The organism is Butyrivibrio proteoclasticus B316 (assembly GCF_000145035.1).
GTDB lineage: Bacteria > Bacillota > Clostridia > Lachnospirales > Lachnospiraceae > Butyrivibrio > Butyrivibrio proteoclasticus.
In genome coordinates, this window is record NC_014389.1 from 244,837 (window position 1) to 271,207 (window position 26,371).

The window sequence follows — 26,371 nt, forward strand, 5'->3', positions numbered from 1 at the left end:
GTGTTTTATATATTCTTACTTCATTTTCTCAATAGCCTCGCATCTAAACTGAGCAATTCTTTTGCCATCATAGATGTTCCAACCAGGTCTTCCGATAAGATAAAGCTGCTTTGGATGTCCCATCTCATCAAACTGTGGCTTCATGTTAAAAGCAACAGCTTTGAGCTGAGGGGTAAGATCAAGTCTAAGATGTGAGCCATCCTTGCCCATACCGTGCCAGTATTCAGTGATATTGCCATTCTGGTCCCTATCATTAAATCTACAAGCAACCCTAAAGATTGGCGCCTCAAGTCCTTTTCCGAAAGGCTCAATACGATCCAGTTCACAAAGAGTTGATACGATATCTTCCTTATTAAGCTCAAGATCATAAACCTGCTTTAGTGCATTTGAAACTACAGGATATTCCGACAAACGCTTATGGATTTCATCCATGTTTTCAATCTTAAATGAAAATCCTGCCGCCCCAGGATGTCCGCCATATTTGATAAGCAGATCCCTGCATGTTTCAAGCATCTCTTTCACATTATTCTGAGTTTCATCATCTGATCTTGCAGAACCCGTACATACGCCATTCTCTTCCATAAATACAAAAGTTGGCTTGGGATTCTGTTCCATAACCCTTGGAGCAATGATTCCGCAAAGGCCTGCGGGAGCATCTACCTTGATAAAGTTTACGCTGTCGAGTATATCGCACTTTACAGTCTCAAGGGCTGCTGCCGTAATCTCCTTGCGCTGCTTATTTATTTCTGAAAGCTGCATAGAATACTGACTTGCAAGCATCTCATCCTCGCATAAAAGCGCATTGATAACAAAATCAGAACCATTCCAGCCTTCATACATTGCTTCCATTCTTGTTGCAGCGTTCATCATTGGACCGATACTAAAGCCAAGGTCCTTAGCAGTGGCGAATCCTCTAATCTGCAGATATTCCAAAAGCTTTTGAAGACCTACCGTACCAACACCTCTGTTCATGAGTTCCAGGCCTCTTTTTACAATCTGCCTGTTATCCTCAATTAAAGGCACGACATCAGCTACTGTACTAATCGCTGCAAACGTGTTTAATTTGTCGATTAAGTATTGGTCGTCTAGCATAAACTGAGCAAGCTTAAATGCAAGACCTGCTCCGCAATAATGTGTAAAATCACATCCCGTACCAAAAACTTCCGGATCGATAATAAGATCAGCTCTTGGAATTTCAGGAATTCCATCATTTTCAAGAGCGTGATGGTGATCCATAATAAGAACTTCCCAGCCAAGCGCCTTGGCTCTATTTACCTGTTCTATGGCAGCGATGCCATTGTCTACCGTAATAAGAAGTCCTCTATAACCGCTTAACTTTGATACAAAATTATTTGTTATACCATATCCATCGACCGAGCGTCTTGGAGCATATACATAATACTGTGCTCCAAGAGCCTGGAGCAGCTGGATCATAATAAGTGCAGCTCCCAGTCCGTCAACATCATAATCCGTGAACACAGCAATTGGTAGCTGTGCTGCGATATGTCTTTTTATCATTTCAGCAGCCTTTTCAAGCCGTCTGATCTCATAAAACGCCTTATAGGCGTCAAGCTCAGGAATACTTTTGCCTGTCTTGAATCTTACATATTCATCAAGGGTTTGATAATCACCCTGCTTTTTATACATAAGTTTATCCTCCTTTCATAACTGTCATAATATTTTCTAAATTGGATTATGACTAAAAGAAAGCAAAATAAAAACAAGTGCCATTAAGCACTTGTTTGGTGGTTTATTTAATCTACATTGTGTTCTTTTGCGTATTCTTCTAAGCACTCCTCAACACATTTTTGATATATTTTTTTATATAGTATTGTATATAATATTGCAGGGCTAATAAATCCTGGTCTAACGCATCACCCTCGGCCGCACTTCCTTTTATTGTATTTATCTGAGGCTCGTGCTCAAGCTGGTTATGAAGTTTAATATGCTCCTGTCTCAACTTCCATACCTCTTCAATACTTTTGCCATTAAATTTATCTGCAAGTTCAAGGATAGATGTTTTTATTTTATCTGATAAAATTTCGTCTCGTGACTCTAAATGGCCAATCGTGCTTTTAGAGTAATGCACTTCTTTTGCAAGTTCCTCTTGTGTGAACCCATATATTTTTCTAAATCTTTCAATATCTTTCCCAGTTTCAATCTTCACATTATACCCCACATAAGTTCTATTACTTACAGCATATACGTTATACCGTTTGTTTGCAATATAATAAGGAATTCTTAATCAACATCCAATACAAAGGGGATTTCGCATCCTTTTGCTACATAGTGCTCAAAATAATTATTTATAGCTAATTTAACCTTATAGTTTTCTGAATTGGCTTTTTCAACTTCTTCATAAAAGATGTCTTCAAGTTCTTCTATAAAATCTTTTTGACTTCCCATCAATTTATTTTGGGTAGCGGCATAATAACCGATATCAAAAAGATCCGGCTCTATATCACCTACAGATATTGATAGTTGAAATACATAATCATCTTTTCTTGGCTCAATTACTTCCTTACAATCAAACATCCACAGATATATTCCCTTGTCATCTATTACCTTTTTAAATATCGGCTCTGAACAATTATTTATTTTTTCTGCAATACAGGGAATCCTCATATAGTTAAGTTTTAAGACATACGTTTCATATTTGTATATTGCTTTAAGACTCATTTTATATACCTCAGTATAATTTCTATATGTTTTAGTTTTTTAAATAGGTTGGTTGTTTTTTAGCTCCACCCTCAACAAGTCAGTCTGCTTTAGAGCTGAACACTCAAGTTAAACCCTCGAATGTCTCGTTAGCCCCTCAACAACTGTGAATACCCAAAAAAGACCGTCTGTTAACTTTGGCGAGTTCATGCGGTCTTAGTTGATTCTCTGCAATAAAAAATTTTATTTTTGTCAATTTTTCTTTATTGCTCCATCCATGCTGTTATCTGAAGATGCACGCGTTTTTCTACTGCATTTTCCCTTATTTTCACATTCCTGGCATACAAGGTAGACCACCTTCTCGCCTGTTTCCGGGCATATTCTGCTCATTTCTTAATCTTATCCCTTCTAAGCTTCTTTATTGAACTTATCATAGCGGGCATCCCCATTAAATAGCATGTAAGACTTACTGCAAGGTTTATGACAAAAGCATTTTTCATTGCGGTTATGGTTTCTGCACCTTTTTTGTGATATGAAGTCAGCTCTTCTGCAATCTCATCAAACGAATTTTCTAATAAGTCAAGCGTTTCAGGATTTAAAATCGCTGCACTCAGCTGGACATCATTATAAACCGCCTGCACTTCATCAGTGTTGGCCTGTAATACAAGTCTTGCATACGTATCATAAGGATTGTATTCAGAATCTTTGTTTTCGTATCCATCTTCGAGAACCTTTTTGACAGAGCCTATATAACTGTCTGTCCAAGCTCTGGTATCTGCATTAAAAAGATATGCAGAATAAAAAAGTGGATACTTTACTGCGTTTATTCCATGTGTCTTATAAGCCTCTGCAGATATCACTTTAAGCTCACTCATTTTTTCCGAAAGAAACTCAAGATTATCTCTCATATATCTTGCATCTACAGAGAAATACTGCTGATACAGCAAAAGCACTGTAAATATCACGCCCAAAAGCGTAAATACAGTGCCTCTTATACATTTTATAATAACTTTTGTTCTGCTCTTATCCATTATTCCTCAAAATGGCTTTTGCTATCAAGGTCAGAAAAAACATCTTTAATAATTCCGCCAGACATAGGGCTTAATTTCCACAGTCCACAGGTTTTATCATTTTTTACCTTAAACACAAGATCCGCCAGGTAACTTCCGTCAATAATTCTGTCCCAATTGACATCATTTCTTCTCGGAAGTGGTCTTAAGTATCCGTATTTATCTATTGTGTAATACTGATATAAATAAACGAGCTCAGGCTCGATATTTGCAACCTTAATAAATGGTGTCGAGTTAATCAAGGAATTTAACACTTCTGCGTTATCAATATGAATGATGCTGCAGCCCTGTGTGCATTCCTTTAAAATCATATGTAGTTTTTCAAGTTGTGAAAGAGGTGGTTTTGTCAGTAGCAGTTCCTTAAGTTCAACGTCTTTAACAATGCCAAGCTTTTTATAAAGCTCACTTAATATCAAACCGCACAAGAACTTTTCCCCTGATAGTCCTAAGCTGTGCATCTGTTTCTTGTCAAGGTCGATGATGACTGCGTGTGATAAGACATCTATCTTATCACCCCTTGAATTCTGCATACTGAGTACACCGTCTTTTTTGTTGTAACTATGTCCTAAATATTTGAGGTAACCAATCGCATCTTTTAAACATTCCCTCAGTTTTGATTCTTCCAAAACTGTTTCCCCAACAACTGCGATCTGGCAATCGTATTCTGTCTGTTCACTCTCCGGATTATATAATGTATCTATCCCAATAACGAGTGCCCGTTCTACTTCAACCAGCCTGTTACACTCTTCAAAAAGCAATGTAGTGTCGGACATTATTCCTCCCGTATTTCCGGTACCTTTATGGTACATCCCATATTCAATTTTATAGTATGAATAATACTTTGTCTGTAATAGCGATACGTGATATCGCAAATCCCTGACGAGAATCGTCAAAGCACTTTCTGTTATCAGAAAGTACATAATATGCATCTTCTGGCACTGTATATGCAGTATTGATATAAACCGGAGTTGTTATCATGCCCTGTGCAAGATAGTCCTCCTCTGCAAGCTTATCATCAATATAGACATGCCCACCATAAATCTCGATCTTTTCCCCCGGAAGACCAATGATCCTGTACATGTGTCCATCCGATATGATCACATCTCCTCTTTTAGGCTCTCTTGCTATATAAGCCAGACGGTTTGTTACTGCATAGTGTCCATCTTTTACTGCAGGTTCCATCCCGTCGCCGTAAATACTGTATACATTAAATACAAATGCCATAAGAGTTGCAACTGCTGCCGCAAGCATTGCTAAAGACGCAGCCATTGATGCAAGCGCATAAGCCCTTGTCTTAAATTTGTATTCCTTTTTTATTTCCTCCTGCGCTTTTGCCAGCGTAGCAAGATTTTCTTGAGTATATGTTGCCATAAATATCTCCTATTATAAAAGGAACAGTGCCGATGCGGCCATCCCGACAACACATGTAGCTATCATAACCCCCTTAATGATAAGGTCTGTATGAACAAATTCAAGTGACTCCATTAGTGGAGGGAGGGCATCACTGTAATAATGATCATATGATGGATCATATTCATACTTTTGTATGTCCTCAAGCGTGGCCTCTGCTTTTTTAAGCTTGTTCTTTGTATCATTTAAAGACTTGTTGCTCTTTTCAAGCTTAACACTAAGAGTTTCGTTTTCGCTTTGAAGCTTCTTTATAGTTTTTTCCTGTTCTGGGTCAGAAACTATAAGACGCTCTTTGGAAGAATTCTGGCTATCCTGTACATCAACATTAAAGCTAAGCTGTGCAATCTCTGAGGGGCCATTTTCTTTAGCCTCCTTCTTCATATCAGAGATCTGCTTTTCGTACTGGGCCTTAAGCTTAGAAAGCTCTTCTTTGTGCTCTCTCTTAAGCTTTTTTATCTCTTTTGGATCCGCTTTTGAATCCTTCTCTTCTTCCCTTTCATCTTCTTCCTTGGAAACAAGATCACCAGGGTTATAATCAAGATATGACTCAAAGCGGTCCTCGTAAGGGGCAATGATATAGTCAGCCTCCTTGCCAAAGATAGTTCTTAAGATATCCTCTCTGCACTGATATGTCTTAGTTCCTGCCACGATGCGGATCTCAGGGAAACCGTCTTCGCCTGTAACCCTGCTGCACAGTGCACCAGAACGGAGCATGCCGGCGATGGCATTATAATAAACTCCATGTTCCATGATATTAAGCATCTTATCATCGCCAGGATTATCAAGATTAGCTTTCGCCGAATCAGCAATAGTTTCATAAAACGCCTTGGTGTAGACCAGTCCCTTGTCGATCTTATCAATCTTTTCCGGGATAAGCTCTTCCTGTACTACTACTTCCTGTTCTTTGGCCATATCTACCTCACTTATTCTCTGCAACCTTCTTCTCTGCAGTGTTCTGTGCTATCTCACGAATGAGATTTTCAAAGTTGACGTAGTCGTGTGCGCTTTCGATATTTCTAAACTGTTCTTCTTTTTCTTCCGCAGATACCTTTTCTTCAATGACAATTGCAGGAGCGGTATAATCTTCTATATACTCATCTACATCTACATCTGCTTTTGCCAAGAGTACGTCTTCAGGCATCTCTGTTTCTATAGCCCTTACTGCTGTTTCTTCCGCAGATGCCTCTGAACCATGATTTGGAATCAGCGCAAGTGCAAGAACAAGAACAGCTGTTGCCGCCACTCCTGCTCCCGCAAGAGCAATGCGCTTCTTTTTATTCTTTGTTTTTACTTTCTGTAAGCTCATCAATAAAACCTCCATTGCCAAACAAAATTTGCCTCTTTTGATTATGGCACAATTGCATTTTTTTTATGTGGCGGTTTAACATGATGACAGAATAGTCTTTTACTTCTGTGCGGACTTTTTCGTATACCTCATTATTATCAATAATTTCCTGCACGTATTTATTAAAGCCTGACTGCTCAAGGCCAAACAAAGACCCGCTCTTTCTCATCTCAAGATCCATCTTGGCAATTTCAAATCCATCTGTTGTTGAACAAAGGGTATGTATCCTTGGATTTTCTTGTGCAGAAATCAGCATACAGCAAGACTGTTTTGAACCTCTTCCAACTCTTCCTCTAAGCTGATGCATTCCGGCAAGACCGAACCTTTCAGCATTCTGAAGTACGATCAGTGTTGCGTTTGGGACATCTACACCTACCTCAACTACAGTAGTAGAAATAAGTATTCTTGTTACCCCGTTCTTAAAATCATCAAGAACTTTCTTTGTGTCGGCGGCAGACATCTTTCCATTCAAAATCCCAATATTGATATCTGGGAACCAGCTTGCATATTTTTCCGCAGCATCCTTTACAGAAACAACGCCCTCCATTTTTTCATCATCTACTTCAATGGCAGGGCATACTACATATACCTGTTCATTTCTTGAAAGAGCTGTTCTTACATAAAGTGGAATATTATCTCCGTTATCGTATACTGTAAATACTGGTTTTCTTCCATTTGGCTTTGTTCTTATGATAAAGACTTCAGTACCATCTCCATAAATAGTCTTGGCCAGTGTTCTAGGAATAGGAGTTGCAGACATTGATATTGAGTGGATGCCTTTTTTCTGCTTTTCAAAAGCACTTCTTTGGTCAACCCCAAATTTATGTTCTTCATCAATAACAACGATGCCTGGATCCTTATAATGTACTTTTTCAGATATAAGGGCATGGGTACCTACAATAAACAGATACTCTCCAGTTTCGATCTTCTTTAAATCCTTTTTTAAAGGAGCTTTGCCACCTGCATAGTAAATCTTATCTTCATACTCAGGCAGCAGCTTTTTAAGCTGGTTGGCATGCTGCTCTGCAAGGACCTTTGTTGGAGCCATAAGGATAGCTTGTTTTCCGCTTCCTACAGCCTGGGCCATTGCAAGAAACGCAATAATTGTTTTACCACAACCTACATCGCCTTGAACGAGAGCGCGAAGGTGCTGTCCATTTGTCATGTATGAACTTATCTTAAAAAATGCACTCTGCTGATCTGGAGTAAGCGCATAACCAAATCTCTGAGTCAAAAGCATGCACAAGGAAACATTTGCCATTGGAGCACAGTTTGGTTCATCTTTTCTGTTCACAAGCTCATTTAGAGCTGCAAAATAGAACATATCCTCATATAGCAGGCGTTCTTCTGCTTTTTTAAGGTTCTGGTAAGATGACGGATTATGGAGTTCATATAGGCTCCATGAAATTCCTGCCAGGTTATGCTTTTTCTTAAAATCAGATGGAAGGGAATCTTCTTCTCCTTCGAGGCATGATTCGTATATCTTTTTTCTTACATAAAAAGGCTTTGTGCCAGCCACCTTAGGGTATATTGGAAGAACTCTTTTGTTGTTCTCAACATCATCAGTAAACACGGCAGGGCCAACTATCTTATAGCTTCCGTATTCATATTTCATCTCGCCGCATACAAGAACATTTTTACCTATGAAATCATGATATGTATTAAAAGCATATGGCTGGTTGAATATAATCACCTTAAAGATCAGGTTTGTTGTAAGATCCTGTACTCTTGAGTAGATATATCCAACATCTTTCTGGGATTTAAGCTTTTCGCATGAAAGCATCACACCAACGCATACAACCGAACCCTCCATGCAGCCTGTAGCTACAGAATAGTCGACATATGACCTCGGGAGCCATCTGCGGAGCTGGAAATTATTTTCTATACCTTTTTTCTCTAACATTTCTTCTGTCTTAGTCATAAAGGTATTGTACATCAAAACTATCCCCTACTATTTTTCTGCACAAAGAAAAACAGGCCCTCCAAAGAAGGCAATGCCATTAAGTTAAGGCAAAAATTACATTAAAATACCCCTGACTAACGATTTTAAAAATCGACCAGGGGTATTTTTTTATTTTACGAAATTAACCACTCTTCAGGTATTGCAATATATTTTATCGGGCTGATAGTCTTTGTTTGCAAAAGATATACAGATCTTCCTTCGACAAGTTGTTCAAATACTGGCTCGTAGTTTACCTGTATAGAACCAATATCTGTTGAAATATTCATTCAATACATAGACCATTACGTATACCCCTTTCACTAATTTAATCACTCACTCCGAAGAGTGGTTAGGTAGCCTTCGCCAATGTTATTCCACAGTTTTATGTATGCAACACTATTCCTACCACACAGGATTGTTTAATCACATACCTTAGAGCTTGGAACTAGGCTAAATATTCCAAGGTAACTATATATTTGTGAGTAACGTAGTTCTCGAAGAACTTAGGCTAGTCAACTTGTGGCTTTTACAAGCCACGTACCTTTAGGTGCGTGGTAATTGACGATTATACCCTGCCTGTCTCCATATATTCCGCGTAGAACTTAGCAATAGCTTTTTCAACGGCTTTGGTTTTTGTAAGTCCTATCCTGTCGCACAATTCATTAAGCTGTTCCATCGCTTTTTTATCAAGTCTGCATGACAGATTTTCTGAATCCTTTGTTTTTGGTCTGCTCATATCAATAGTCCTTTCTCATTTAAAATTTATTATGAAAGTTCGTTATAAAATCGGGGGCTTTCCCCTCTATAAGACTCCATCCTATGGTGAGCATTAATATAAAAACACCATGTTTTCTAGTCCCTTTGCGTTTCCGATAGATTGTTGAACTTTGATGGGGCTCTGTGATCTTGATTTTATCCTTGCCTACATATTCATAATCATATCTGTCGCCTTCTGATACTTGCGTTGTTAATGGCAGCAACTCGACGACATAATCATGAAATTCTCCAACTTCTTCACCTCTGACTCGTAGCTGAACCATATTATCTGGTAGTACTTCAACTACTTCTCCTGTAAGAACATTTTTATCTACCATATTCCCTATAACGCCTGTCCAAGAAAAGATCACTGCCATCATGATTGTAACCACGCCTGCAATTTTAGCAGGCCTGCTTGGATTTTTGCTACGGATGTAGGATATAATACAGAGGATTAAGGCTATGACTGTAAATCCGATCTGATACCAATATATAACTTTTTCGAATATATCCATTGTCACGTCTCCTCGTTGTTCATAGGAAACGACATGGTTATTTCTTCATGTGTATATTCGGTTTGGTTACCGTCCTCATCTGTGATGAGCGCTTCATGTTTCTCGTATTTAGTTTGTTCGTTAAACTCTTCCATCAGTGAGACTGCTTTTGGACATATCTCAAGAAATGATTTAAGATCCACCATTTCAATATTATCAGGATTATTGATATAATCGTTATATCGTGTATTTCCAAAGAACATCCAACCGGAATCATAAGGTTTTTCAGGGTCGAAATCTCGGTTACATGTTTTAACGTCAAAACCGTTCCTTAACACTTCTTTTGTAACAAAGCATATCCTCTTTTCATTGAGACGTTCTCTAATATCCTGTGTATTTACAGTAACATATCTTGAACAAAATCCATCTCTTGCCTGATAAGTCTGTACTATTGTAATGTCTGCCATATGTTCATTAATATATAAATGTGGATAACCGAATTCATATGCGGTAGTTATCATGGCATTACTTGAAAAGTCACACTTCGTTCTATAGTCTTCTGGAAGTGGCCTAAATACTCCTCCGTTCTCAGCCTCATCAGCTTCTTTCCACTCCTTACTATCAGGTCCAAAAAATGATGGTTCAAAAGCCGCTCTTGACACAACATCCAGAATTTTTGTTTTATCTTCATTCCATCGCCAGCGGGCGGGCATGTTATAATATATATCTTTATAAGTGAATGTATGATTTTTTGACAGTAAAGTGTCTATCAGATCGCAGAACCGGTTGTGTGCCATTTCCCCTGGCAATACATCAGCAATCCCAGCGCTAAAATTTCTATTTCTTTCGGTATAAGGGGTGTTAGTATGTAAGCTTTTAAAACCAAGATGAAACATGCGAGGATTATCAAAAAGTAAATTTAGATAGTCCGCATTTTCAGACATCATTTTAAGATGAATTAAAGCACTTTGTCTGATGCCTTCGCAAGGCGCAATAATATCTGACATATAGCTCTTAAGATCAGACAATGCTTCTGCTATATATTCTACCTTTATTCCGTCCATATCAGGATACGAAGTAACCATTTCTATAAAAACAGATACATCACGAGATAAGATAAAATCGACAAGTCCAGCCATTGTGTCCAGATACTGCATATTACCTGTATCATGAGTATATCTTATAAAATGCTCAATGGTATATTGTAAGAGTATGGAACCCAAATAAGACAATCCTGGTTCTGAAGCAACTTTTAGTTTTCTTATCTGTTCGGTAACAAGCGGTCTGGTTTGCTCGTTATCAAACCCCGTATTTTCAAACAATGCATAGGTGTCCATCATAAAATTCCAGTAAAACGTACATGAGTTCAGCCTTTTCCTTACAATGGCCATTACATTATCTGTTCCAAATATATCTTCTGCAGTATAAAGTTTGCCTGTCCATGTCTTAAAAACAGCAATAACAAAATCTACAAGATTTTGCTCTGTGGCAACAGCAACTGCTTCGGAGTCTTCTGATTTTTTATGCAGCAGGGCATAACCATTTGTATCATGCCACACTACATAATGTTTCATTTCTTCACCGGATATCAGAGCAGGGTATTGTGAGTTATTAAAACTGCTGATTATATCCCCTGCTGTCTTTTCTGCATTACAATCGTACCATTTATTATATTTTGTCATATTTTGTCCTCCAATTATTTCCATTGTTTTATAAAAACGTCGTTTTCGCCGTTATTATATATCACGCTTAATGTGCCTGTTTCTGGATTCCAATTCCACGATTCAATAGTAACCTCGCTGTATATAGGTTTGCCTATATCTTTATTGTAGCCCGATTCGTCACATAGTGTTTCGTTTTCGATATCCTGCATTAGTATAGGTACAGCTTCATTAAAAATATTTTTCTGTTTCTGTTCATCAAGGGAGTTGTATGCCGCTGGCTGCCATGTACCGAGCATAAAGCTCCAGATATAATCGGTATTTACCGCACTATTTCCTTTATCAGTATTGCGTATAAAAACCTTCTTGTGTTCCGTTATAAGTTGTACGTACGCATCGGCATCATAGGTTTTTCTTTCAACATATGCACGGGTCTGATCTGTTATGATACTACCTATGATTATTATTGCAGGAATAAGTGGAATAATTACAGACCATATTGGCATTTTAAAATTTATGATCCGTCTGATACAAAAGCAAGCCATTACGGCATACCCTGCCAGTCCTGCAAGACGTATGATCTCTGCAAGGAAGGCTGTCACAATAGCTGCGCCAAAACCATCTATCCCGCGTCCGTTGCGGGATGCACTTGATTCTATAAAAGAGCCTGTTAACCCGTATATCAATAAAGGGGTTATTACGCACACCAGCATAAATAAAACCGTCAGTAATTTTGAATTTGTCTTCATGAATACATTCCTTTACATTCCTTTAGTTTGCAAAAATATATCCTGTCACCTGTGATAAATTCGGGATATTTCTCAATATCATGAGTTCTGCAACTATGTTGCCACTTATCCTTAAACGCTGAATTGCCAATGCATTTTGCTCCGATATATATGCTATTTTCAACAATATCCTTGCGATGCACGGAATCAAACTCTTTAGGGAGAAGAAAGATATTCTCATCTTCCTGCCATTTACCACAGCAAAGACCGCCAATTTTACAGTCAAAATCCGGGCAGTAACTTATATAACAGAGCTCATCGTTATTTAACTGTACATCCCGCACAAAGAAAATGAGACTTAGATTATCCAGATTTTCTGGAAGGCTGAATAAAGTGCAATACGGCGGATAATTTTCAGCTTCTCTGGTTTTGACCTCTGAACAACCTGCGTGTTTCATCATTTCTGCGAGATAACGGATTTTATCAGAGGGTGTATAGTTGCGCATTAAGCTTTCCGGGTTAAACTCAAATGGGACAGGATAAAGATAACCGTCTGCATATTGCATAAGATATTTATTCTGAATAAGTACAAAGAAAAGTGGCTGATTAAGTGTGTAATTATCAGTAAAATCTTTCCATGATTCTTTAAACGTTGGAATTTTTATATCATTTATATTCATTTTCGTTTCTTCCTTTCGGGCATAACACGGTTTGTTCAAATATTTCATCATTATGTGGATTTGTATCTAATCCGGGATTGTTATTTTTAATTTCGGTTGCAATATTAGTTTCAAAATATTTACCACATATTGGACATTTAAAAGATTGTTTTATAAGCATAAGTATCCTTTCTAAAAATATCTCTCCATATAAAGTATGAGAGATTAAATCGATAAAATAAAAACTACTACTTATATTATGGAAAAATTAGTTTTAAACGCCTGAATTTTCATGTTAATGCGGGTGTTTTATTATGTAATGCACTATCTTGTTACTGCTTGACATAATATAGGCGAATCTGTAATATAGACTTAGAACATCACAAACTGGTTGCCCGACTACATTATTATGGCGGAATATGATATCCGCCCGGTTAACAGTAAAATTGGAGAATAGGAATGCAGTATGAACCTATGAGACTCTGATATGTGCCAGTAACTTGTAGTACCCATATCTTAATAGTGTTCAGCTATTACCAGATGTCCATTCTTGTGACATTTGGAAATACCCACAGAGAAATACAGTAATTCAGACTTGTCGCAGCCAGACCTATATGTATACGTTCGTTATATTAAGTAGCGGGCATATGCTTTATTTTGTTATACAAAGGGTATCTTTATGGGCACTGACAGATTACAGCCGGATATCAGAGAACTGCTTAATGCAGTAATTTCTGATGTATCAGGTCACATAACTGAATACTGTGAGCATCCTGGCAGAGATTTTACGAGAACACGTAAGCTTCCTGCTAACATTCTTATGCATTTAATGCTGAATATGGCGGGCAACTCCTTAAATAAAGAACTGTACGATCATTTCCCTGACAAGAAACAACGTATGTCAGCGTCTGCATATGAACAGCAAAGAGATAAGTTAAAACCCGAAGTATTTAAAACTATGCTCAGTCTTTTAAATAGCAGCTTCGTAGATGCTAAGACCATGAAAGAACTACGTGTTTATGGTATTGATGGCTCGGACTTCTGCACACCGCTCAATAAAGACAGTGAATGGTATATCCCCAATCATTATATTCGTAAAGACGGACAGGAGGCTAAAGGCACATGTCTTCTGCATGGAAATTTTCTTTATGATCTGTTGAATAAACAATATATTGATGTCAACGAGAACCGTGATGAACGAGAAGGTGCTATCAGCCTTATCGACGGAATATCCGACGCAGAGCACTCACTTGTCATCATGGACAGAGGATATTCTGGGTTCAATATGATTGAGCATGGTAACCGTTATGGCGGATATTATATTATTAGGCATCCTCTGACCAATACCATTAAGGAAATAAACGAGCTTCCTGACAAGCCGTGCGATAAAGATATCGAAATTAAGGTATCTACCAAAAGCTATCAATACTGCCAACTATATGGATATCGTAAAATCAATGTTTGCAAAAACAAGAAAGCTGATTATTCTGATAACACTGTTATGAGTCAGTGGGACTTTGAAGAAAAGTGTATCGTTAAATTCCGTGTGGTCAAATTTAAGATAAACGATCCTGATACTGGTAAACAGGTTTGGGAGGTACTCGTTACAAATCTGCCACGGGACAAATTCGATCTAAAAGCTATGAAGTGTATCTACTGGCTCAGATGGAATATTGAGACCTCTTTTAAGGAACTGAAATATGCGCTCGGAGCCATAAATTTTCATAGCAAGAAAGACAAATTCATCCTGCAAGAGCTGTATGCACATCTCATTATGTTCAATGCAACAGCCCGTGTAGCAGCATATATCCCCATTGAGTATTCTGATAAAGGATATGTTTATGCTGTGGATTTTAAGATGATAGTCTATATATTCCGCAAGTATTTTAGACCATTCAGTAAAGATCCGCCAGAAAATATGTACGCTGACATGACACAATACCGGCATATGCTAAAGAATGGCAAACATAATATCCGGTTACTAAAACCTAAGTCAGCGGTTTATTTCACATACAGAGTTGCTTAAGCAGACAAACATGTCTGCTTATTGGTCATGCAGAAATTTTATATTTTTGAACAAAAGAAAAGTGCCGGATAGGATTTTATTCCTACGAACCGACACTTTTAATTTTCAATCTGCTTAACTTAACAACCTTCGGATAATCACAATACCATTTTGAAACTAATTTTTCTTAACTTAATGGTATTGCCAAAGAAGGCCTGCATTCCCTTATCTTAACGCTTTTTATGCGCAAAACGGCTTATTAGTGCTCCAATAATGATAAGAAGCGACAGTCCAAGTCCTGCATAAATAATATACTTGCTATAGTTTACCTTTTTCTTTGCAGTACTCTTATCGTCATTGTTATCGTCCGGATCTGTAACTCCGGTAGATGTATCTTCTGAAACAATTGCTTTTTCATCTTCAGAAGCGGCTCCAATTGCTATAAGCTTTCCACCATTAACGGTAACTTCTGCCTCCTGGAATACTGCTGCATTGCCAGGATAGAAGTTTTCAATGATAAACTCGTCATCATTCTTGCGGTTATGATATACGTGAGTTGTATAGTTACTCAGTGTATTACATGACAGCTTATAATCAATATCCTTATGATCCTCATCGGTCTTTGGCAGTGACGAGAATGTTGCTGTATAACTTGTATTTGACATCAGGATCTTGTTGTATGTTTCTCCGTCAGAACCTATGAGTGTAACGTTCATTGCAAGAGGTCTTAAATAATCCTGATCATTATCGTTCCAGATAGTCTTTATCGTAATAGTCCTAAAGTCATCTTCATTTCTCTTTTCAATCTTCTTTGTTGTGGCTGAACTTTCTTTTGCAGCTGAATCTGATACTTTAGGTGTCGTTACTGTCTTTGCGGCGATATCAGATACCTTAAGAACGATTGTGTAGCCCTTATTGACATCTCCTGTAATAGTTGATGTGTAGTATGTAAGAGGGGTAACCGTACATGTGTAGTTTACAGCTGAGCCCATGTTGTACTTAGGAAGGTTGCTTGTTGTTGTGCTCCAGTTGCTTGCTGCTACGAGTGTGTAGGTATTACTCTGATTGTTGCTTCCTGAAAGAGATACCTTTACCATTGCCGGTCTTGCTTTATACTTATCGTCGTTATCCTGCCACTCAATCTTGATATTGGTAGTAAGCATCTCTGTCTTGTGAGAGGCAGTGATAGTTGATGCGTTGGCAGCGTTTGTTACCTTTGAAGTATATCCGGTAACATCTCCAAGCTTTGCGGTATATGTGACGGTCTTGCCCTTACTGTACTTTGGCAGATTCTCGAAAACATAACTGAATGTTGTGCCAGATACCGCAACTGTAACAGTTGAAGTAGAACCATCTGAACCAGAAAGCGTAATGGTAACAGACTGAGGTCTTAATCCATCCTGGTTTGAATCGTCCTGGAATCCAAGATTAACAGTAAAATTCATGCTCTCTGGGGTGTGAGCAAATTTATATACCGTATTAAAGCCATCTGAAGAACCAGAATATGTTGTTGTATATGAATACCCCTTAGGCGCATCTGTACTAAGCCTATAAGTTACATATTCCCATGAACCATTTAAAAGGAACTGATATGGCACCTGTGCTAAAGTAGCAGATGAATCTGAACTCTTTACATCAAATGTAAGAGCTTCTATACCAAGATCTGCCGCAGTAAGTGTTGTTCCTCCCGCACTAGCGGTAAGTTTGTATGTTGTAGTCTCAGGCCTTATTCCATCCTGGTTTGTCTTATCTTCCCAAACCTGCTGAACGGTAAGAGGAACGAGCTTAAGAGCATCTGCTTTCCACTGAGCATAAAGAGTTACTGTTTCTCCTCTCTTTGCAAGTCCCTTGACCTTCTCGGTATCCTTGAATGAAACTCCGGTATCATCAGCCTTTGTATTCCAGTGATCAAATGAATAACCAGAAAGCACAAACCTGTTTTCTGAAAGTGCCTTATTGTCGCTAACCGGCATTGTCTCATCAGCCATCGAGCCGGAGCCTCCGGCAAGAGTTCCTTCATTTCTGTCGAACTTGATAGTATATGTATCGTTGCTCCATACAGCAACGATGTTTGCTGATGAAGTCTTTGTAAGATTAAGCGTTCCGCTTTCAAGGTCAAATATCTGGGCGTTAATCTGAAGCCCTGCTGCCATCCACTTGCCCATATCAAGATACTTACTATAGTTATCACTAAACAGTGTTTCTCCTGAACTTGATGCCTTTAAAACCGAATTTACAATATAACCAGGAGCTTTTGCATCCTCTACATTCTGGTTGTTTACACTGCCCCATCCCATAAAGTCCTTACCTGCCTTAGAGTATGGGTTTGCTTCGAGCGCATATGTATCGCCGATTGCAAATACAGCATTTGAAGAAGCTGTTCCTGAACCGCCATTGCCATTATAGGCAAGCTTTACTGTGATCTTCTTCCATACGGGCTTTAAATAGATTGTGCTTGAACCTGTACTTATTGTTACTTTTGATATCTGGTCCGCGCTCGAGATCTCAACATTTCCGCCCGTATATTGAATAAAGGCATTTCTCGGGAAGTGCTGAGTATGAATGGCGTTCCCGTCTGAATCTGTGAGTTCCCAATAATCTACAAAATATCCTGCCTGTGCTGGAAGGTTATCTGAATCCCAGATCTTGGTTTTATTGACTGTGCTTGCTACAACCTGCGAATAAAGCTGCACCGGTTCCTCGCCTGAAAAGAGTGTAAGAGGAGCTTTATTTGTGTAAGATGTTGCTGTGCCTGCATCATAACAGTAATTTTCGACAAACTGAATTGTTACTGATGAAGCAGCTCTTGTTGCAGCGCCCCATATAGCATATAAGGTCGTATCTGTTGCAAAATTAAAGTTTGTTACGCTCTGCTGGCCAGCAAGATATTTTGGAGTAGAAGCATCTTTATCAGTATCCCATCCAAGGAATCTTGTTCCAGAAGCAGCGTTTGTAAAACTAAATGACGCAGTAACATTTCCATCTGATACTACAGTTCCGCCATTCTGGCTGGGGAGAGTAGCGACTTTACCGATTGCAAGATTTACACTCGCTGCAGTTCCGCTTCCGCCTTTTGTAGTATTAGGGTCAAAAGTTACTGATACCCCCTTTTTAACAATGACCGGGGTAAGGGTTACTGAATCTGACTTCAGTACAGCTTCTCCATTTGATGCCAAAAGGGTATGAACAACAGATGATGAGCCATCAAAAAATACTGTCTTTGTCTGCCCATCTTCTGTATAACTATACTGCCATCCGGTGATAGTCTGCGTTGAAGAATCATATCCGTCAACCGCGACTCCTGATTTTACGATAGTGTCTACGGAAATATCGTTATCAGCACCAAGTTCAAGTTCTTTGGTTACGGCAGCTGTTCCTTCCTTTACACCGCTAAAAGTAACCTGGTACTTCGGGCCTTCCCACTGGGCATAATAAATGGTCTCAGCAGCATCAAGGGTAAATGTCTTTGAACCACCTTCGTCAATGGTTTCTATTGTATTTGAGCCCTGTCTTTTCCAGCCCTTGAAAGTGTAGCCTGTCTTAACTGGTTTATATGTATCATTTTCATATGAGAATGGGTTTGGAACCGTAATCTTACCATCGTTATTATCGTCACTATAAATAAGATCACTATAATGAGAGTCAGGGTTAGTCTGTCCTTGGAGCGTTCCGCCCTCAAGAGTCACATCGCCGACAACAAATGATAATGTTTTGGTAGTTTCTGCAGCTGCTGCAGGCACAGATGGCACTGCAGGTAAAACTGCAATTACAGTACTGAGAATTCCCGCCAATAATCTGGCTGCCTTTTGTTTACGCATGAGTTTCTCCTTTGTGTATCAATCAATATAGCGTTATTAACTATCCTATTATGTATACATTCATTCGAATTAAATCTCACCCAACGTATTCCAGTCGTAACTCTTTAGATCTCTTTCGAGGGTTTCCAGAGTGACTTTATGTTCTTCGAGCCTGTGTGTCTTAGCTCTCTCCTTTCTGTCGTGCTTGAACATATGCGAGCGTGACATGGCGCGTCTCATACGCAGCTCCGACTCATTTATTATTTTTGAAACTTTCTGCACGGGGATTCCCATTATCTTGGAAATTTCCGTGTTAGTACATTTTTCGCCATAAAAGCCGTAATGATACATGCAAACCTCTCTTTGTTCATCTGTGAGGTTGTCATACATCATCTTATTTATTCTTATAGTCTTTTCTTTTTCAAGATATTCTTCTTCCGGAGTCTTCGTCTGGGAAGCAAAAAGTTCATGGCGTGACGTGCTATTATTACTGTCCTGCATCACTTCATCAAGGGACACCATGTTATTCCTGGTCTGGATATTAGCGAGGATTCCCTGAGCTGTTTTAGGACTTATTCCGAGCTCATTTACAAGATCATCGATATCAATATCTATGTCCTCACCGCCACTTTCATCTCGCTTCCTTGCGATTATCTGACGGAGCTTATCTTCTATCGTTTTATACCTAGTCTTAGTATTAAGGATCATGGAGTTGACGTAGTCTCTGCAGGCATGTCTTATATCTCTTGTGACAATGGTCGAAGGAACAAAAGGCTCACCCTTGTTTCCGCCGTTATGATAAGGATCATATCTTTTTATTCCTTCCATAAGGCCTATCATTCCGGAGCCTATAAGGTCATCCTTGTAGTCCTTCATATATGTCTTGTAATATCTGTTTACAACAAACAGAACAAGGCCCTGCAGACTTTCAACAAACTCTGTCAGTGCCCTCTCTCTAAGTTCCGGGTCATCTTCCTGCTTCATGTCATAGTACAGTCTTACCCACTCCTGCGCAGTATGGTTTTTGGTGATGTGTTCGCCTCGCTCCTCGGCTTCCTGAAGGGCAGCCGCATCAATCTCATCCATGCAAGCATCCACTTCATCATCATCTCCGCCTTCGGCTTCCATGCCAAGTTCAGAATCAAGCTCAGCTTCTTCCAAGCTTTCTTCTTCGAGCATTACCTCTTCATCTTCAAAAACATCCTTGTTCTTTTTCTTTCTTCCCATGACAGGCCTCCTAAATCAAATCCCAGACCTCCGAATTTACATGTTTAAGGTCCTGATCCAATATAAACAGGGCTTCTTTTACTTCCAGGGGATTTAGCACCCTGGAAAGAGTTGATGCCCAGTGGTTATATACGTCGTTTTTATCATCTTTAAAATGTCTTTCACGGTATTTAACAAGCGCTCTGACTTCCTGATCTTTTAACATCTTCAATCTTCCTTTTTAGCGTATTACAAAGTCCGGTTACTCTTATGATCTCATCTTCACTTTTAAGAGCTTTTTCTATGGCACCTTTCTTGGCAATTATCACGACATTCTTTTTAGCTCTTGTGATAGCGGTAAGCATGATGGAACGGTAGAGCATATTTGGATACTCGTCATCAACAACAAGAATGATATTGTCGTTTTCATTTCCCTGCATCTTATGGATTGTGCAGCACCATGCGTGCTCGGTATCCATAAGGTCTTCTTCAGAAAGTATTCGTATCCCGTCGTAGAACTGTGCAGTCACCGAAGACATCGTCAAACCGGTTATGATGCCGATATCTCCATTCCAATAACCTTTCCTATAGTTATTGCGGATTATCATGATCTTGTCGCCATCGTAATAATCTGTCTTTAAGAATCTTTCTCGTCCCCTGCTTTTAGCCTGAGTGATGAGAGAATCAATATGGACTTTCCCGGCATTCCCTTTTCTTGTAAAGGAAAGTATCTGACTATCTGTACCCCATTTTTTAAAATATCTGGCCGTTGCGCGTATAAGATCATCAGATGTCTGGTATTCTTCAATAATAAAGTTCTTTCCGGTAAGAAGGCTCGTCTGTTTATCAAGAATACGCAGATAATTAGTTATTATCAGGTCGTCTTTTGCCTGTCTGTGGATGGTAGTGAGCCTTGCTGTTTCAAAACAGCCTGAATCGATAATATCCTTAAGGACCGTCCCAGCTGATACAGACTGAAGCTGTTCTATATCCCCTGAAAGGATAACAAGAGAGCCACTTGGGATGGCCTGAAGGAGATTTAAAAAGAGCTGCTCTCCAACCATGGACATCTCATCTATGATATAAAGCCCCTTTGAAAGCTGGCGTTTTTTGTTATACATGAATATGTAGTCATTATCCCCAAGTGCTCTTACATCAAGCTGTTTGTGTATCGTAACTGCGCGAAGCTGCCCGTCTATTGCCTGAGTGATCCTTGCGGCCGCAGCTCCTGTCGGGGCACATAAAAATATCGGATTTCCAAGTCCCATATCTTCATAGGCTTTTATGATCTCTTTTATTGTTGTAGTTTTCCCAGTACCGGGACCGCCGGTGATTATTTTTATACCGGTTGTCCTTACAAGTTCTATTGCCTTTAGCTGATCCTTGTCTGGTTTAAAGTATCCGTTGTAGCCTTTGTAAGGAAGCTTTTGTACCTGACTGTTAAGTCTAAAGAGCTCATCTGCGATTACCTGTTCTATCTGATAAAGCCTATGAGGATATACAAGGTGCCCGTAACCAGGGTCTTCATCAATGATAAATTCCCTGGAACTTAGAACAGCTGTCATTATTGTTGCATCGGCTACAGGCTCGAAAGCGCTGTTTTTCTGAATATCGTGGATCATTCTTTTAAGCTCTGACAGTTTTACACAGCAGTTGCCACTAGCTTCGGTTTTATCTGCTATAACCCTGCAGATTGCCCGTATCCTGTTTTTATCGAATATATCAACCCCAAAGTTTTTGGCAGCTTTATCGCATAAATTAAATGAAAGTCCACATCCGATCCCAATATATGGATCATTTTTAAATGCCTGCCATGCGCCGGTAAAATACTTCTTATACAGACTTTCTGCATCTGGAAGCCTTCCGCCAAACTCCTTTATCTTTTCATAGAGTCTGGATCTTTCCTGTATTCCCGTAAGTGCAAGCGTTATCTTTAATGCTGCTTCTTTTGGCGTCTTGGCTTCCTTAAGGCACTCCTGGATATCCTCGTATTTAAGTTCCCCGTATGAGGTCAGGCCGCTTTCCTTTGTTCTTTTATTTAAGGATTCAACGATTCTTCTGGCAGCGACCATGCCTACCTTTTTAAAACATCTTCCGGATAAAAAGTAGATCATCTTCTGATCATCCGTTGTATCAAGTCCAATGTTTTCAACGGTTATATTTTTTGAATCTTCAAATTCGGCCTTTCCTGTTACGACAATAGGTGTGCCTGGATAAAGCTCCGGAGCTATGCCAAAACACTTATATATTTTTCCCTTTGATTCAAGTATGAAATACGTTCCGATAATACTTTCTGAACGTATAAATTTCCCACAAAATTTTTCCATAAAAATCTCCCATAGTATGCAGTTTTAATTATCGCATGCTATGGGAGCTATATATTTTTCTGCACAGCTATTTATCTTGCAGAATAAAAATTTTTACTTCGACATGTCCAGACCGATGTCTTTTTTGTGAGTTTCACTCGATTTACTGCTCTTATCCGGTGTCTTGTCATCTTTATGTCTGTTAAGGAACATGTCCTCTTTTTCTCTCATTATGGTGTACAGGTTCTTTGTATTGTCCCTTCCTTTTTCTTCAAAGAGTCTGCTTGGAGCGTGCTCGATAACAATATTTATGCTTCCAAGTTCCTCCATTGCTTCCGTACATCTTGACTTGAATGTCTGTTCAAGGATCTGACGCTCGCTTTGAACATCGGCGATTGTAAAGCCATTGTCACCCTTTTGGGAATCCGGCATCGCTCTATCAAACTCCTTTGTAAGAAATGCCTTGTAGTCAGCATTTGCCATAACACTGATGATATCATCTCTTGAAGGTGTCTTGTAATCAAGATTTGATATCCTGCTGTTATTTGAGTCTCTAAGGCATTCAATAAGGGCTTTATTTGCAAGTCCTGCTGCCTTTATATCATCTGGGGTGAGGCTCTTTGTTGCATAACCCCTAAACTGCGCTTTTGCAAGTTCTGCCGCAATCTGTCTGTCAAGACAGGACTGTGGAGTTACAGGCTGCTTCATGTTGTAGCTTAAAGCTTCATATGCAACAGACTTCATTGCAAGTTCCTTCTGCTTTGCAAGTTTGATAGTAGGAATGTCTTCCTTATCGATCTCGTCTTTTAAAGCAGCTATATCCTTCTGTACAGCTACGATCTTATCAAGACGGTTTTCTGCAGGAAGTCCCTCGATATATCTGTATACATCCTTTGCTGCATCCTTGAGCTCATCCATCCTGTTGTCAGAAATGTATACCTTCTGGCCTGTTCCACTCTGAATTGCAATCCTGAGGTCTCTTAGATAGTCGCCTGATCTTGAAGCATACTGGCTTTCCTCAGTTCCATTATAGTGTGCTGTATATTCAGTTGGCCCAAACTGCACATAGTCATTTGTCTGGATCCATCTTCTGTTCTGAGAATCAGTATACTCGTGGATTGAGAAGATATATCCTGAATCTTCCTGATCTGGAACGTCATTCTGGATGCAGTCGAGAACTCTGTTTATCTTGTTCTGCTCTGTATCTGAGTGGCGGGTTCTAGCTCTTTCTACGTCAGCAGTCTTTCCTGTCATTGAGTAAGCTGCAAGAGCGATTGTCTGAACGGCTTCCTTGTAGAACTTCTCATTATCGGCTGCGTTGTTTCCGCCATAGCAGTAAAGATTGTAAGTTCCATCATCACACTTTTCTTTAGCAAAAGAAAAACTTCTGGATTTTGTAGACTCCATGATGGCCTTTTCAGCCAGCTCAGATGTCAGGCCTGTAAACTTAAAGATTTGACCTTCTGTCTTTTTTGCATATGCCTGAAGGTCGATTACTTCCGGTCTTAAATATTTACCAACCTGAAGCTTTGTAGCACTTTCCAGCTCATTCATCTTCTCTGCGATGCCCGCATTGTAAAGCAGCATATAGTTTCCACTTATAAGCTGCATTGGCACGACCTGAGACATCATGTTTGACTCATTTAAAAGCTTTACCATGGCAATATATTCTGATCTGTTAAGATACATTGCGTATGGATCATGCATCTGATATTTACATTCTTTGATGATATCTTGCACATGCTCTTTGTCAGCTTTTGAAAGTTTGCTTTTTCCAATAAGGCGGACCAGGTCATCATAACCCTTATCAGCATAGATATCCTCTCTTGATTTGTCTTTAAGCTCTTTTTCAATTACATCATAGAGCTTTTCCTTAACATCATCAGAAATATCTTTATCAGCCTCTATAGTCTGCTGCAATTTCATAAGCTGGGTATGCCACGGGATCTCCATAAGAGCCATCTCCTCAAGAAGCATCTCGATTTCATGCTGTACTCTCATTCTGTTAACTTCTTCAAGGGCCATAAGTATATTTGTTATGAGCTGCAAAAACTGTGTATTTGAACTTGCTGACAGATTTGCCACCGCTTCGTCTGTAGAGTGCGCCATTTTTATTTCTCCTTCCATATTTCAAACTCTTAATAAGATTATGTCATTTATTGATAAAGATATTATGGGTAATTCCGTGCAGAAATTATTGTGCTTTTTAAGAGTAACTATGATGGTATTACAAGGAGGAATTTACCGTCATGGCAACATACCAAAATAGAACACTGATACATGAATATACTCAGATATTATGCGGCTCAAAGAGCAAATTCTCTAACCCGTTCTTTTCCAAGCAGAACAGACAACGAGGTGAACAGTATGCTTATGAGCTTTTTAGAATAGCAATAGAGATCTTTCTTCACTGGACGCCGGAGCAGGCCAATAAGCGTCTTAACCAAGAAGTCATAAAGAAAATGCGTCTCGATATCGCTCTTTCTTACATTGACCTTCCGGATGAAGCTCTTGCAAGTAATGATTATTCCTGGATACTGCATAAACTTTATCCTGACATTCCATATAATATGGAGGGGCAGACTCTTGCAATATATGATGCCGTCCTTAATGGAACCAGAAATAAGTGGCCAAAAAATTTCTTTGAGGGGATAGAGGGTTATGACAGAGCCTGCATATGCCTTCGCAAGATGATTGAAACCCATATGCACTGGGATAATCTCGAAGACCTGCACAGACAATTTGCAACAGGGGAAGGTAGTAAAATGTTAAGGCAGTATCGACTCAACAAAATAATGGGGATTGTTTTTGGAGACCCTTTGTCCTATCTTTATGCTGCACTGCCTGATGAACAAAAAGACCCATTTCTTTACCACTATTATTCTGTTATATATTTTTATGAGCAGGAAAAGAAGCAGGAAGCAAGATTCATGGCATCTTCTTCTCAAAACGGGAAAAATTAACGCAGTGCGTCGCTATATTTATCTTTGAAGATCCGTATAAAATAAGATCAGCTCTAGGGCTGATCTTATTATTTGCTCCTTATCAGTTTATATCCTTGCATTGTATCTTCCGGCCGGTACATATCAACCCGGCCCGTGTCCGTATCAACAATCACATGCCACATATTATCTGGGGATATATGGATTATTGCGTAAGAAACTCCTTCGATATTTGTTACAGTTGTCATATTCCCATCAGACGTAGTAATCTTGATTTCCTGGGCAATCTGATGCTGAATTATTTCTACATTTTCAACAGTCCTGCCATTTACGGTATCTGCTATCTCGAGTGCTGTAAACCTGGCAATATCCCGATACATCAGGCCACCAAAAACTCCAAGGGTTAAAAAGAACGCCAAATTAATAAGGCCGTATCTTATTTTCTGGCTCAGCCATATGATAAGCACTGAAAATATCAGAGTGATTATTATATAGACTGCAGACGTAATATGTGTTAGTGCGATTGTCTGATATGGCGAAAACATCCTATGCCTCTATCTGCTCATATTGTTTATACATGCCATTGAGCATGGCAGATTCTTCACATTTTATTCCATCTACACTCTTGTAGAATTCCGCCTGCTTATTCTTTACTTTTTCTAGCAAAAGCTGCTTATATTTATGTTTGGCATTCTTCCTTACTGTATCAGCAAGCTTTTTAATTACATAATCCGGTATCTCATGTTCGAATGTGACTTTTGAAGATTCGAATTCGTTCGCGTTACAGATTGCAACGAGAATATCCTTCATCCAGAATTCGCATTCGTAATATTCTGCATTATCTACCGCTTTTATTATAAGGACAGCAGAATCATCATATTTGTGCTCAACAGTTCCATTTAACGGATGATGGTTTAATATTGTCCATTGGACCAGATCTGAGAACACAGCATCTTGTGAAAATATATGATTGGTTGAGAGAACGGCAGCAGCTTCTATAAACTGGTCCACATCCTCCATAGAGATAAAGTCTTTGTATTTATCGGTAAAGAACCAGTTATTACTGCCCTTAATTGTTCCGTTAATTGCTCTTGCTGAGAAACAAACCGCGTCATTACGATAGAGAATAAGCCTGTATTCCGCCCTTGCTATAGCAGACTCATTGGTGTTTTCTGCTTCAAATCTAAATGAGCCGTCCTTATTTTGTATTGTGACAGAATCTTTTGAGCTATCATGACTTAGAATAAGCGCTATCGTATCAAGAAGAAATGTCATGTACGGCTGAAGAGGATCCTGCATGACATCCATTATCATACTGTTATTGTCGATGGTAATAATGTTCCTGGTACGCTCTTTGATCTGTTCTATCGTATTTTGGCGGAATCTTTTCAT

The 26,371-nt window shown here is 39.1% G+C and carries 26 protein-coding genes; 2 read left to right on the top strand and 24 right to left on the bottom strand.

Annotated features, from left to right (window positions below):
* Window positions 1–15 precede the first annotated feature (15 nt).
* The 17 genes from BPR_RS17775 to BPR_RS20890 all read right to left on the bottom strand — a co-directional run bounded on the left by BPR_RS17775 (window position 16) and on the right by BPR_RS20890 (window position 12,904).
* On the bottom strand, window positions 16–1,647 hold the full coding sequence (locus BPR_RS17775; RefSeq protein WP_013282891.1) for a single-stranded-DNA-specific exonuclease RecJ: 1,632 nt from the start codon (window positions 1,645–1,647) through the stop codon (window positions 16–18).
* 139 nt (window positions 1,648–1,786) lie between these two features.
* Window positions 1,787–2,167, bottom strand: coding sequence for a helix-turn-helix transcriptional regulator (locus BPR_RS17780; RefSeq protein WP_013282892.1), 381 nt, complete (start codon window positions 2,165–2,167; stop codon window positions 1,787–1,789).
* 74 nt (window positions 2,168–2,241) lie between these two features.
* On the bottom strand, window positions 2,242–2,679 hold the full coding sequence (locus BPR_RS17785) for a hypothetical protein (RefSeq protein WP_013282893.1): 438 nt from the start codon (window positions 2,677–2,679) through the stop codon (window positions 2,242–2,244).
* A 231-nt stretch (window positions 2,680–2,910) separates the two neighbouring features.
* Window positions 2,911–3,048 (bottom strand): hypothetical protein, encoded by a 138-nt coding sequence (locus BPR_RS20885; RefSeq protein WP_154649897.1) that lies wholly within the window; start codon window positions 3,046–3,048, stop codon window positions 2,911–2,913.
* Window positions 3,045–3,689 carry a hypothetical protein gene (locus BPR_RS17790; RefSeq protein WP_013282894.1) on the bottom strand — a complete coding sequence of 215 codons (645 nt, stop codon included), beginning with the start codon at window positions 3,687–3,689 and terminating at the stop codon, window positions 3,045–3,047. The genes BPR_RS20885 and BPR_RS17790 overlap by 4 nt, the downstream gene beginning before the upstream one ends.
* Window positions 3,689–4,501 (bottom strand): hypothetical protein, encoded by an 813-nt coding sequence (locus BPR_RS17795; RefSeq protein WP_013282895.1) that lies wholly within the window; start codon window positions 4,499–4,501, stop codon window positions 3,689–3,691. Before BPR_RS17795 ends, BPR_RS17790 begins: the two co-directional genes overlap by 1 nt.
* Window positions 4,502–4,550: 49 nt before the next feature.
* A complete protein-coding gene (lepB, locus tag BPR_RS20165; RefSeq protein WP_013282896.1) occupies window positions 4,551–5,099 on the bottom strand; it encodes a signal peptidase I in 549 nt (182 codons plus the stop codon).
* Window positions 5,100–5,111: 12 nt separating this feature from the next.
* Window positions 5,112–6,050 carry a hypothetical protein gene (locus BPR_RS17805; RefSeq protein ID WP_013282897.1) on the bottom strand — a complete coding sequence of 313 codons (939 nt, stop codon included), beginning with the start codon at window positions 6,048–6,050 and terminating at the stop codon, window positions 5,112–5,114.
* Between the two features lie 7 nt (window positions 6,051–6,057).
* The gene (locus BPR_RS17810; RefSeq protein WP_013282898.1) at window positions 6,058–6,444 is read right to left on the bottom strand and encodes a hypothetical protein; all 387 of its coding nucleotides are present in this window, start codon (window positions 6,442–6,444) and stop codon (window positions 6,058–6,060) included.
* Window positions 6,413–8,419: an ATP-dependent DNA helicase RecG gene (locus BPR_RS17815; protein WP_013282899.1), complete on the bottom strand. Its 2,007-nt coding sequence runs from the start codon at window positions 8,417–8,419 to the stop codon at window positions 6,413–6,415. The genes BPR_RS17810 and BPR_RS17815 overlap by 32 nt, the downstream gene beginning before the upstream one ends.
* A 140-nt stretch (window positions 8,420–8,559) precedes the next feature.
* A complete protein-coding gene (locus BPR_RS21155) occupies window positions 8,560–8,712 on the bottom strand; it encodes a hypothetical protein (RefSeq protein WP_207636503.1) in 153 nt (50 codons plus the stop codon).
* A 278-nt stretch (window positions 8,713–8,990) separates the two neighbouring features.
* Window positions 8,991–9,161: a ribbon-helix-helix protein, CopG family gene (locus tag BPR_RS20520; protein WP_013282900.1), complete on the bottom strand. Its 171-nt coding sequence runs from the start codon at window positions 9,159–9,161 to the stop codon at window positions 8,991–8,993.
* A 19-nt stretch (window positions 9,162–9,180) separates the two neighbouring features.
* Entirely contained in the window at window positions 9,181–9,696 is a 516-nt protein-coding gene (locus tag BPR_RS17820) for a hypothetical protein (protein WP_013282901.1), read from the bottom strand.
* Window positions 9,697–9,698: 2 nt separating this feature from the next.
* Entirely contained in the window at window positions 9,699–11,357 is a 1,659-nt protein-coding gene (locus BPR_RS17825; protein WP_013282902.1) for an immunity protein Imm33 domain-containing protein, read from the bottom strand.
* A gap of 14 nt (window positions 11,358–11,371) precedes the next feature.
* Complete coding sequence (locus tag BPR_RS17830) at window positions 11,372–12,085, bottom strand: hypothetical protein (RefSeq protein WP_013282903.1); 714 nt, start codon at window positions 12,083–12,085, stop codon at window positions 11,372–11,374.
* Window positions 12,082–12,744: a hypothetical protein gene (locus BPR_RS17835; protein WP_013282904.1), complete on the bottom strand. Its 663-nt coding sequence runs from the start codon at window positions 12,742–12,744 to the stop codon at window positions 12,082–12,084. The genes BPR_RS17830 and BPR_RS17835 overlap by 4 nt, the downstream gene beginning before the upstream one ends.
* Window positions 12,731–12,904, bottom strand: a complete 174-nt coding sequence (locus BPR_RS20890; RefSeq protein ID WP_013282905.1) for a hypothetical protein — start codon at window positions 12,902–12,904, stop codon at window positions 12,731–12,733. The genes BPR_RS17835 and BPR_RS20890 overlap by 14 nt, the downstream gene beginning before the upstream one ends.
* A 498-nt stretch (window positions 12,905–13,402) precedes the next feature.
* On the opposite strand from BPR_RS20890, the gene BPR_RS17840 reads away from it, so the two are divergent.
* Entirely contained in the window at window positions 13,403–14,749 is a 1,347-nt protein-coding gene (locus tag BPR_RS17840) for an IS4 family transposase (RefSeq protein WP_013282906.1), read from the top strand.
* A 209-nt stretch (window positions 14,750–14,958) separates the two neighbouring features.
* Here the strand turns inward: BPR_RS17840 and BPR_RS17845 are convergent, their stop codons facing one another.
* The 5 genes from BPR_RS17845 to BPR_RS17865 all read right to left on the bottom strand — a co-directional run bounded on the left by BPR_RS17845 (window position 14,959) and on the right by BPR_RS17865 (window position 24,146).
* A complete protein-coding gene (locus tag BPR_RS17845; RefSeq protein ID WP_013282907.1) occupies window positions 14,959–18,546 on the bottom strand; it encodes a Cna B-type domain-containing protein in 3,588 nt (1,195 codons plus the stop codon).
* 69 nt (window positions 18,547–18,615) lie between these two features.
* Entirely contained in the window at window positions 18,616–19,752 is a 1,137-nt protein-coding gene (locus BPR_RS17850; protein ID WP_013282908.1) for a sigma-70 family RNA polymerase sigma factor, read from the bottom strand.
* A 10-nt stretch (window positions 19,753–19,762) separates the two neighbouring features.
* Entirely contained in the window at window positions 19,763–19,957 is a 195-nt protein-coding gene (locus BPR_RS17855) for a hypothetical protein (RefSeq protein ID WP_013282909.1), read from the bottom strand.
* On the bottom strand, window positions 19,923–22,058 hold the full coding sequence (locus BPR_RS17860) for an AAA family ATPase (protein ID WP_013282910.1): 2,136 nt from the start codon (window positions 22,056–22,058) through the stop codon (window positions 19,923–19,925). The genes BPR_RS17855 and BPR_RS17860 overlap by 35 nt, the downstream gene beginning before the upstream one ends.
* 93 nt (window positions 22,059–22,151) lie before the next feature.
* A complete protein-coding gene (locus BPR_RS17865; RefSeq protein ID WP_042258576.1) occupies window positions 22,152–24,146 on the bottom strand; it encodes a hypothetical protein in 1,995 nt (664 codons plus the stop codon).
* 140 nt (window positions 24,147–24,286) lie between these two features.
* Between BPR_RS17865 and BPR_RS17870 the strand changes: the two genes are divergently transcribed.
* Window positions 24,287–25,000 carry a hypothetical protein gene (locus BPR_RS17870; protein WP_013282912.1) on the top strand — a complete coding sequence of 238 codons (714 nt, stop codon included), beginning with the start codon at window positions 24,287–24,289 and terminating at the stop codon, window positions 24,998–25,000.
* Between the two features lie 68 nt (window positions 25,001–25,068).
* On the opposite strand, the gene BPR_RS17875 is transcribed toward BPR_RS17870, so the two are convergent.
* Both BPR_RS17875 and BPR_RS17880 read right to left on the bottom strand, forming a co-directional pair.
* Entirely contained in the window at window positions 25,069–25,524 is a 456-nt protein-coding gene (locus BPR_RS17875) for a hypothetical protein (protein ID WP_013282913.1), read from the bottom strand.
* A gap of 1 nt (window position 25,525) precedes the next feature.
* Entirely contained in the window at window positions 25,526–26,371 is an 846-nt protein-coding gene (locus BPR_RS17880; protein ID WP_013282914.1) for a hypothetical protein, read from the bottom strand.

What these genes read in the sequence shown, in the direction of transcription:
- BPR_RS17860 (WP_013282910.1), bottom strand. Translation starts at nt 22,058, where the DNA reads ATGGAAAAATTTTGTGGGAAATTTATACGTTCAGAAAGTATTATCGGA.
- BPR_RS17840 (WP_013282906.1), top strand. Translation starts at nt 13,403, where the DNA reads ATGGGCACTGACAGATTACAGCCGGATATCAGAGAACTGCTTAATGCA.
- BPR_RS17845 (WP_013282907.1), bottom strand. Translation starts at nt 18,546, where the DNA reads ATGCGTAAACAAAAGGCAGCCAGATTATTGGCGGGAATTCTCAGTACT.
- BPR_RS17870 (WP_013282912.1), top strand. Translation starts at nt 24,287, where the DNA reads ATGGCAACATACCAAAATAGAACACTGATACATGAATATACTCAGATA.
- BPR_RS17790 (WP_013282894.1), bottom strand. Translation starts at nt 3,689, where the DNA reads ATGGATAAGAGCAGAACAAAAGTTATTATAAAATGTATAAGAGGCACT.
- BPR_RS17835 (WP_013282904.1), bottom strand. Translation starts at nt 12,744, where the DNA reads ATGAATATAAATGATATAAAAATTCCAACGTTTAAAGAATCATGGAAA.
- BPR_RS17855 (WP_013282909.1), bottom strand. Translation starts at nt 19,957, where the DNA reads ATGTTAAAAGATCAGGAAGTCAGAGCGCTTGTTAAATACCGTGAAAGA.
- BPR_RS17775 (WP_013282891.1), bottom strand. Translation starts at nt 1,647, where the DNA reads ATGTATAAAAAGCAGGGTGATTATCAAACCCTTGATGAATATGTAAGA.
- BPR_RS17825 (WP_013282902.1), bottom strand. Translation starts at nt 11,357, where the DNA reads ATGACAAAATATAATAAATGGTACGATTGTAATGCAGAAAAGACAGCA.
- BPR_RS17850 (WP_013282908.1), bottom strand. Translation starts at nt 19,752, where the DNA reads ATGGGAAGAAAGAAAAAGAACAAGGATGTTTTTGAAGATGAAGAGGTA.
- BPR_RS21155 (WP_207636503.1), bottom strand. Translation starts at nt 8,712, where the DNA reads ATGAATATTTCAACAGATATTGGTTCTATACAGGTAAACTACGAGCCA.
- BPR_RS17815 (WP_013282899.1), bottom strand. Translation starts at nt 8,419, where the DNA reads ATGTACAATACCTTTATGACTAAGACAGAAGAAATGTTAGAGAAAAAA.
- lepB (WP_013282896.1), bottom strand. Translation starts at nt 5,099, where the DNA reads ATGGCAACATATACTCAAGAAAATCTTGCTACGCTGGCAAAAGCGCAG.
- BPR_RS17820 (WP_013282901.1), bottom strand. Translation starts at nt 9,696, where the DNA reads ATGGATATATTCGAAAAAGTTATATATTGGTATCAGATCGGATTTACA.
- BPR_RS17805 (WP_013282897.1), bottom strand. Translation starts at nt 6,050, where the DNA reads ATGGCCAAAGAACAGGAAGTAGTAGTACAGGAAGAGCTTATCCCGGAA.
- BPR_RS20520 (WP_013282900.1), bottom strand. Translation starts at nt 9,161, where the DNA reads ATGAGCAGACCAAAAACAAAGGATTCAGAAAATCTGTCATGCAGACTT.
- BPR_RS17785 (WP_013282893.1), bottom strand. Translation starts at nt 2,679, where the DNA reads ATGAGTCTTAAAGCAATATACAAATATGAAACGTATGTCTTAAAACTT.
- BPR_RS17880 (WP_013282914.1), bottom strand. Translation starts at nt 26,371, where the DNA reads ATGAAAAGATTCCGCCAAAATACGATAGAACAGATCAAAGAGCGTACC.
- BPR_RS17810 (WP_013282898.1), bottom strand. Translation starts at nt 6,444, where the DNA reads ATGAGCTTACAGAAAGTAAAAACAAAGAATAAAAAGAAGCGCATTGCT.
- BPR_RS17795 (WP_013282895.1), bottom strand. Translation starts at nt 4,501, where the DNA reads ATGTCCGACACTACATTGCTTTTTGAAGAGTGTAACAGGCTGGTTGAA.
- BPR_RS20890 (WP_013282905.1), bottom strand. Translation starts at nt 12,904, where the DNA reads ATGCTTATAAAACAATCTTTTAAATGTCCAATATGTGGTAAATATTTT.
- BPR_RS17830 (WP_013282903.1), bottom strand. Translation starts at nt 12,085, where the DNA reads ATGAAGACAAATTCAAAATTACTGACGGTTTTATTTATGCTGGTGTGC.
- BPR_RS17875 (WP_013282913.1), bottom strand. Translation starts at nt 25,524, where the DNA reads ATGTTTTCGCCATATCAGACAATCGCACTAACACATATTACGTCTGCA.
- BPR_RS17865 (WP_042258576.1), bottom strand. Translation starts at nt 24,146, where the DNA reads ATGGCGCACTCTACAGACGAAGCGGTGGCAAATCTGTCAGCAAGTTCA.
- BPR_RS20885 (WP_154649897.1), bottom strand. Translation starts at nt 3,048, where the DNA reads ATGAGCAGAATATGCCCGGAAACAGGCGAGAAGGTGGTCTACCTTGTA.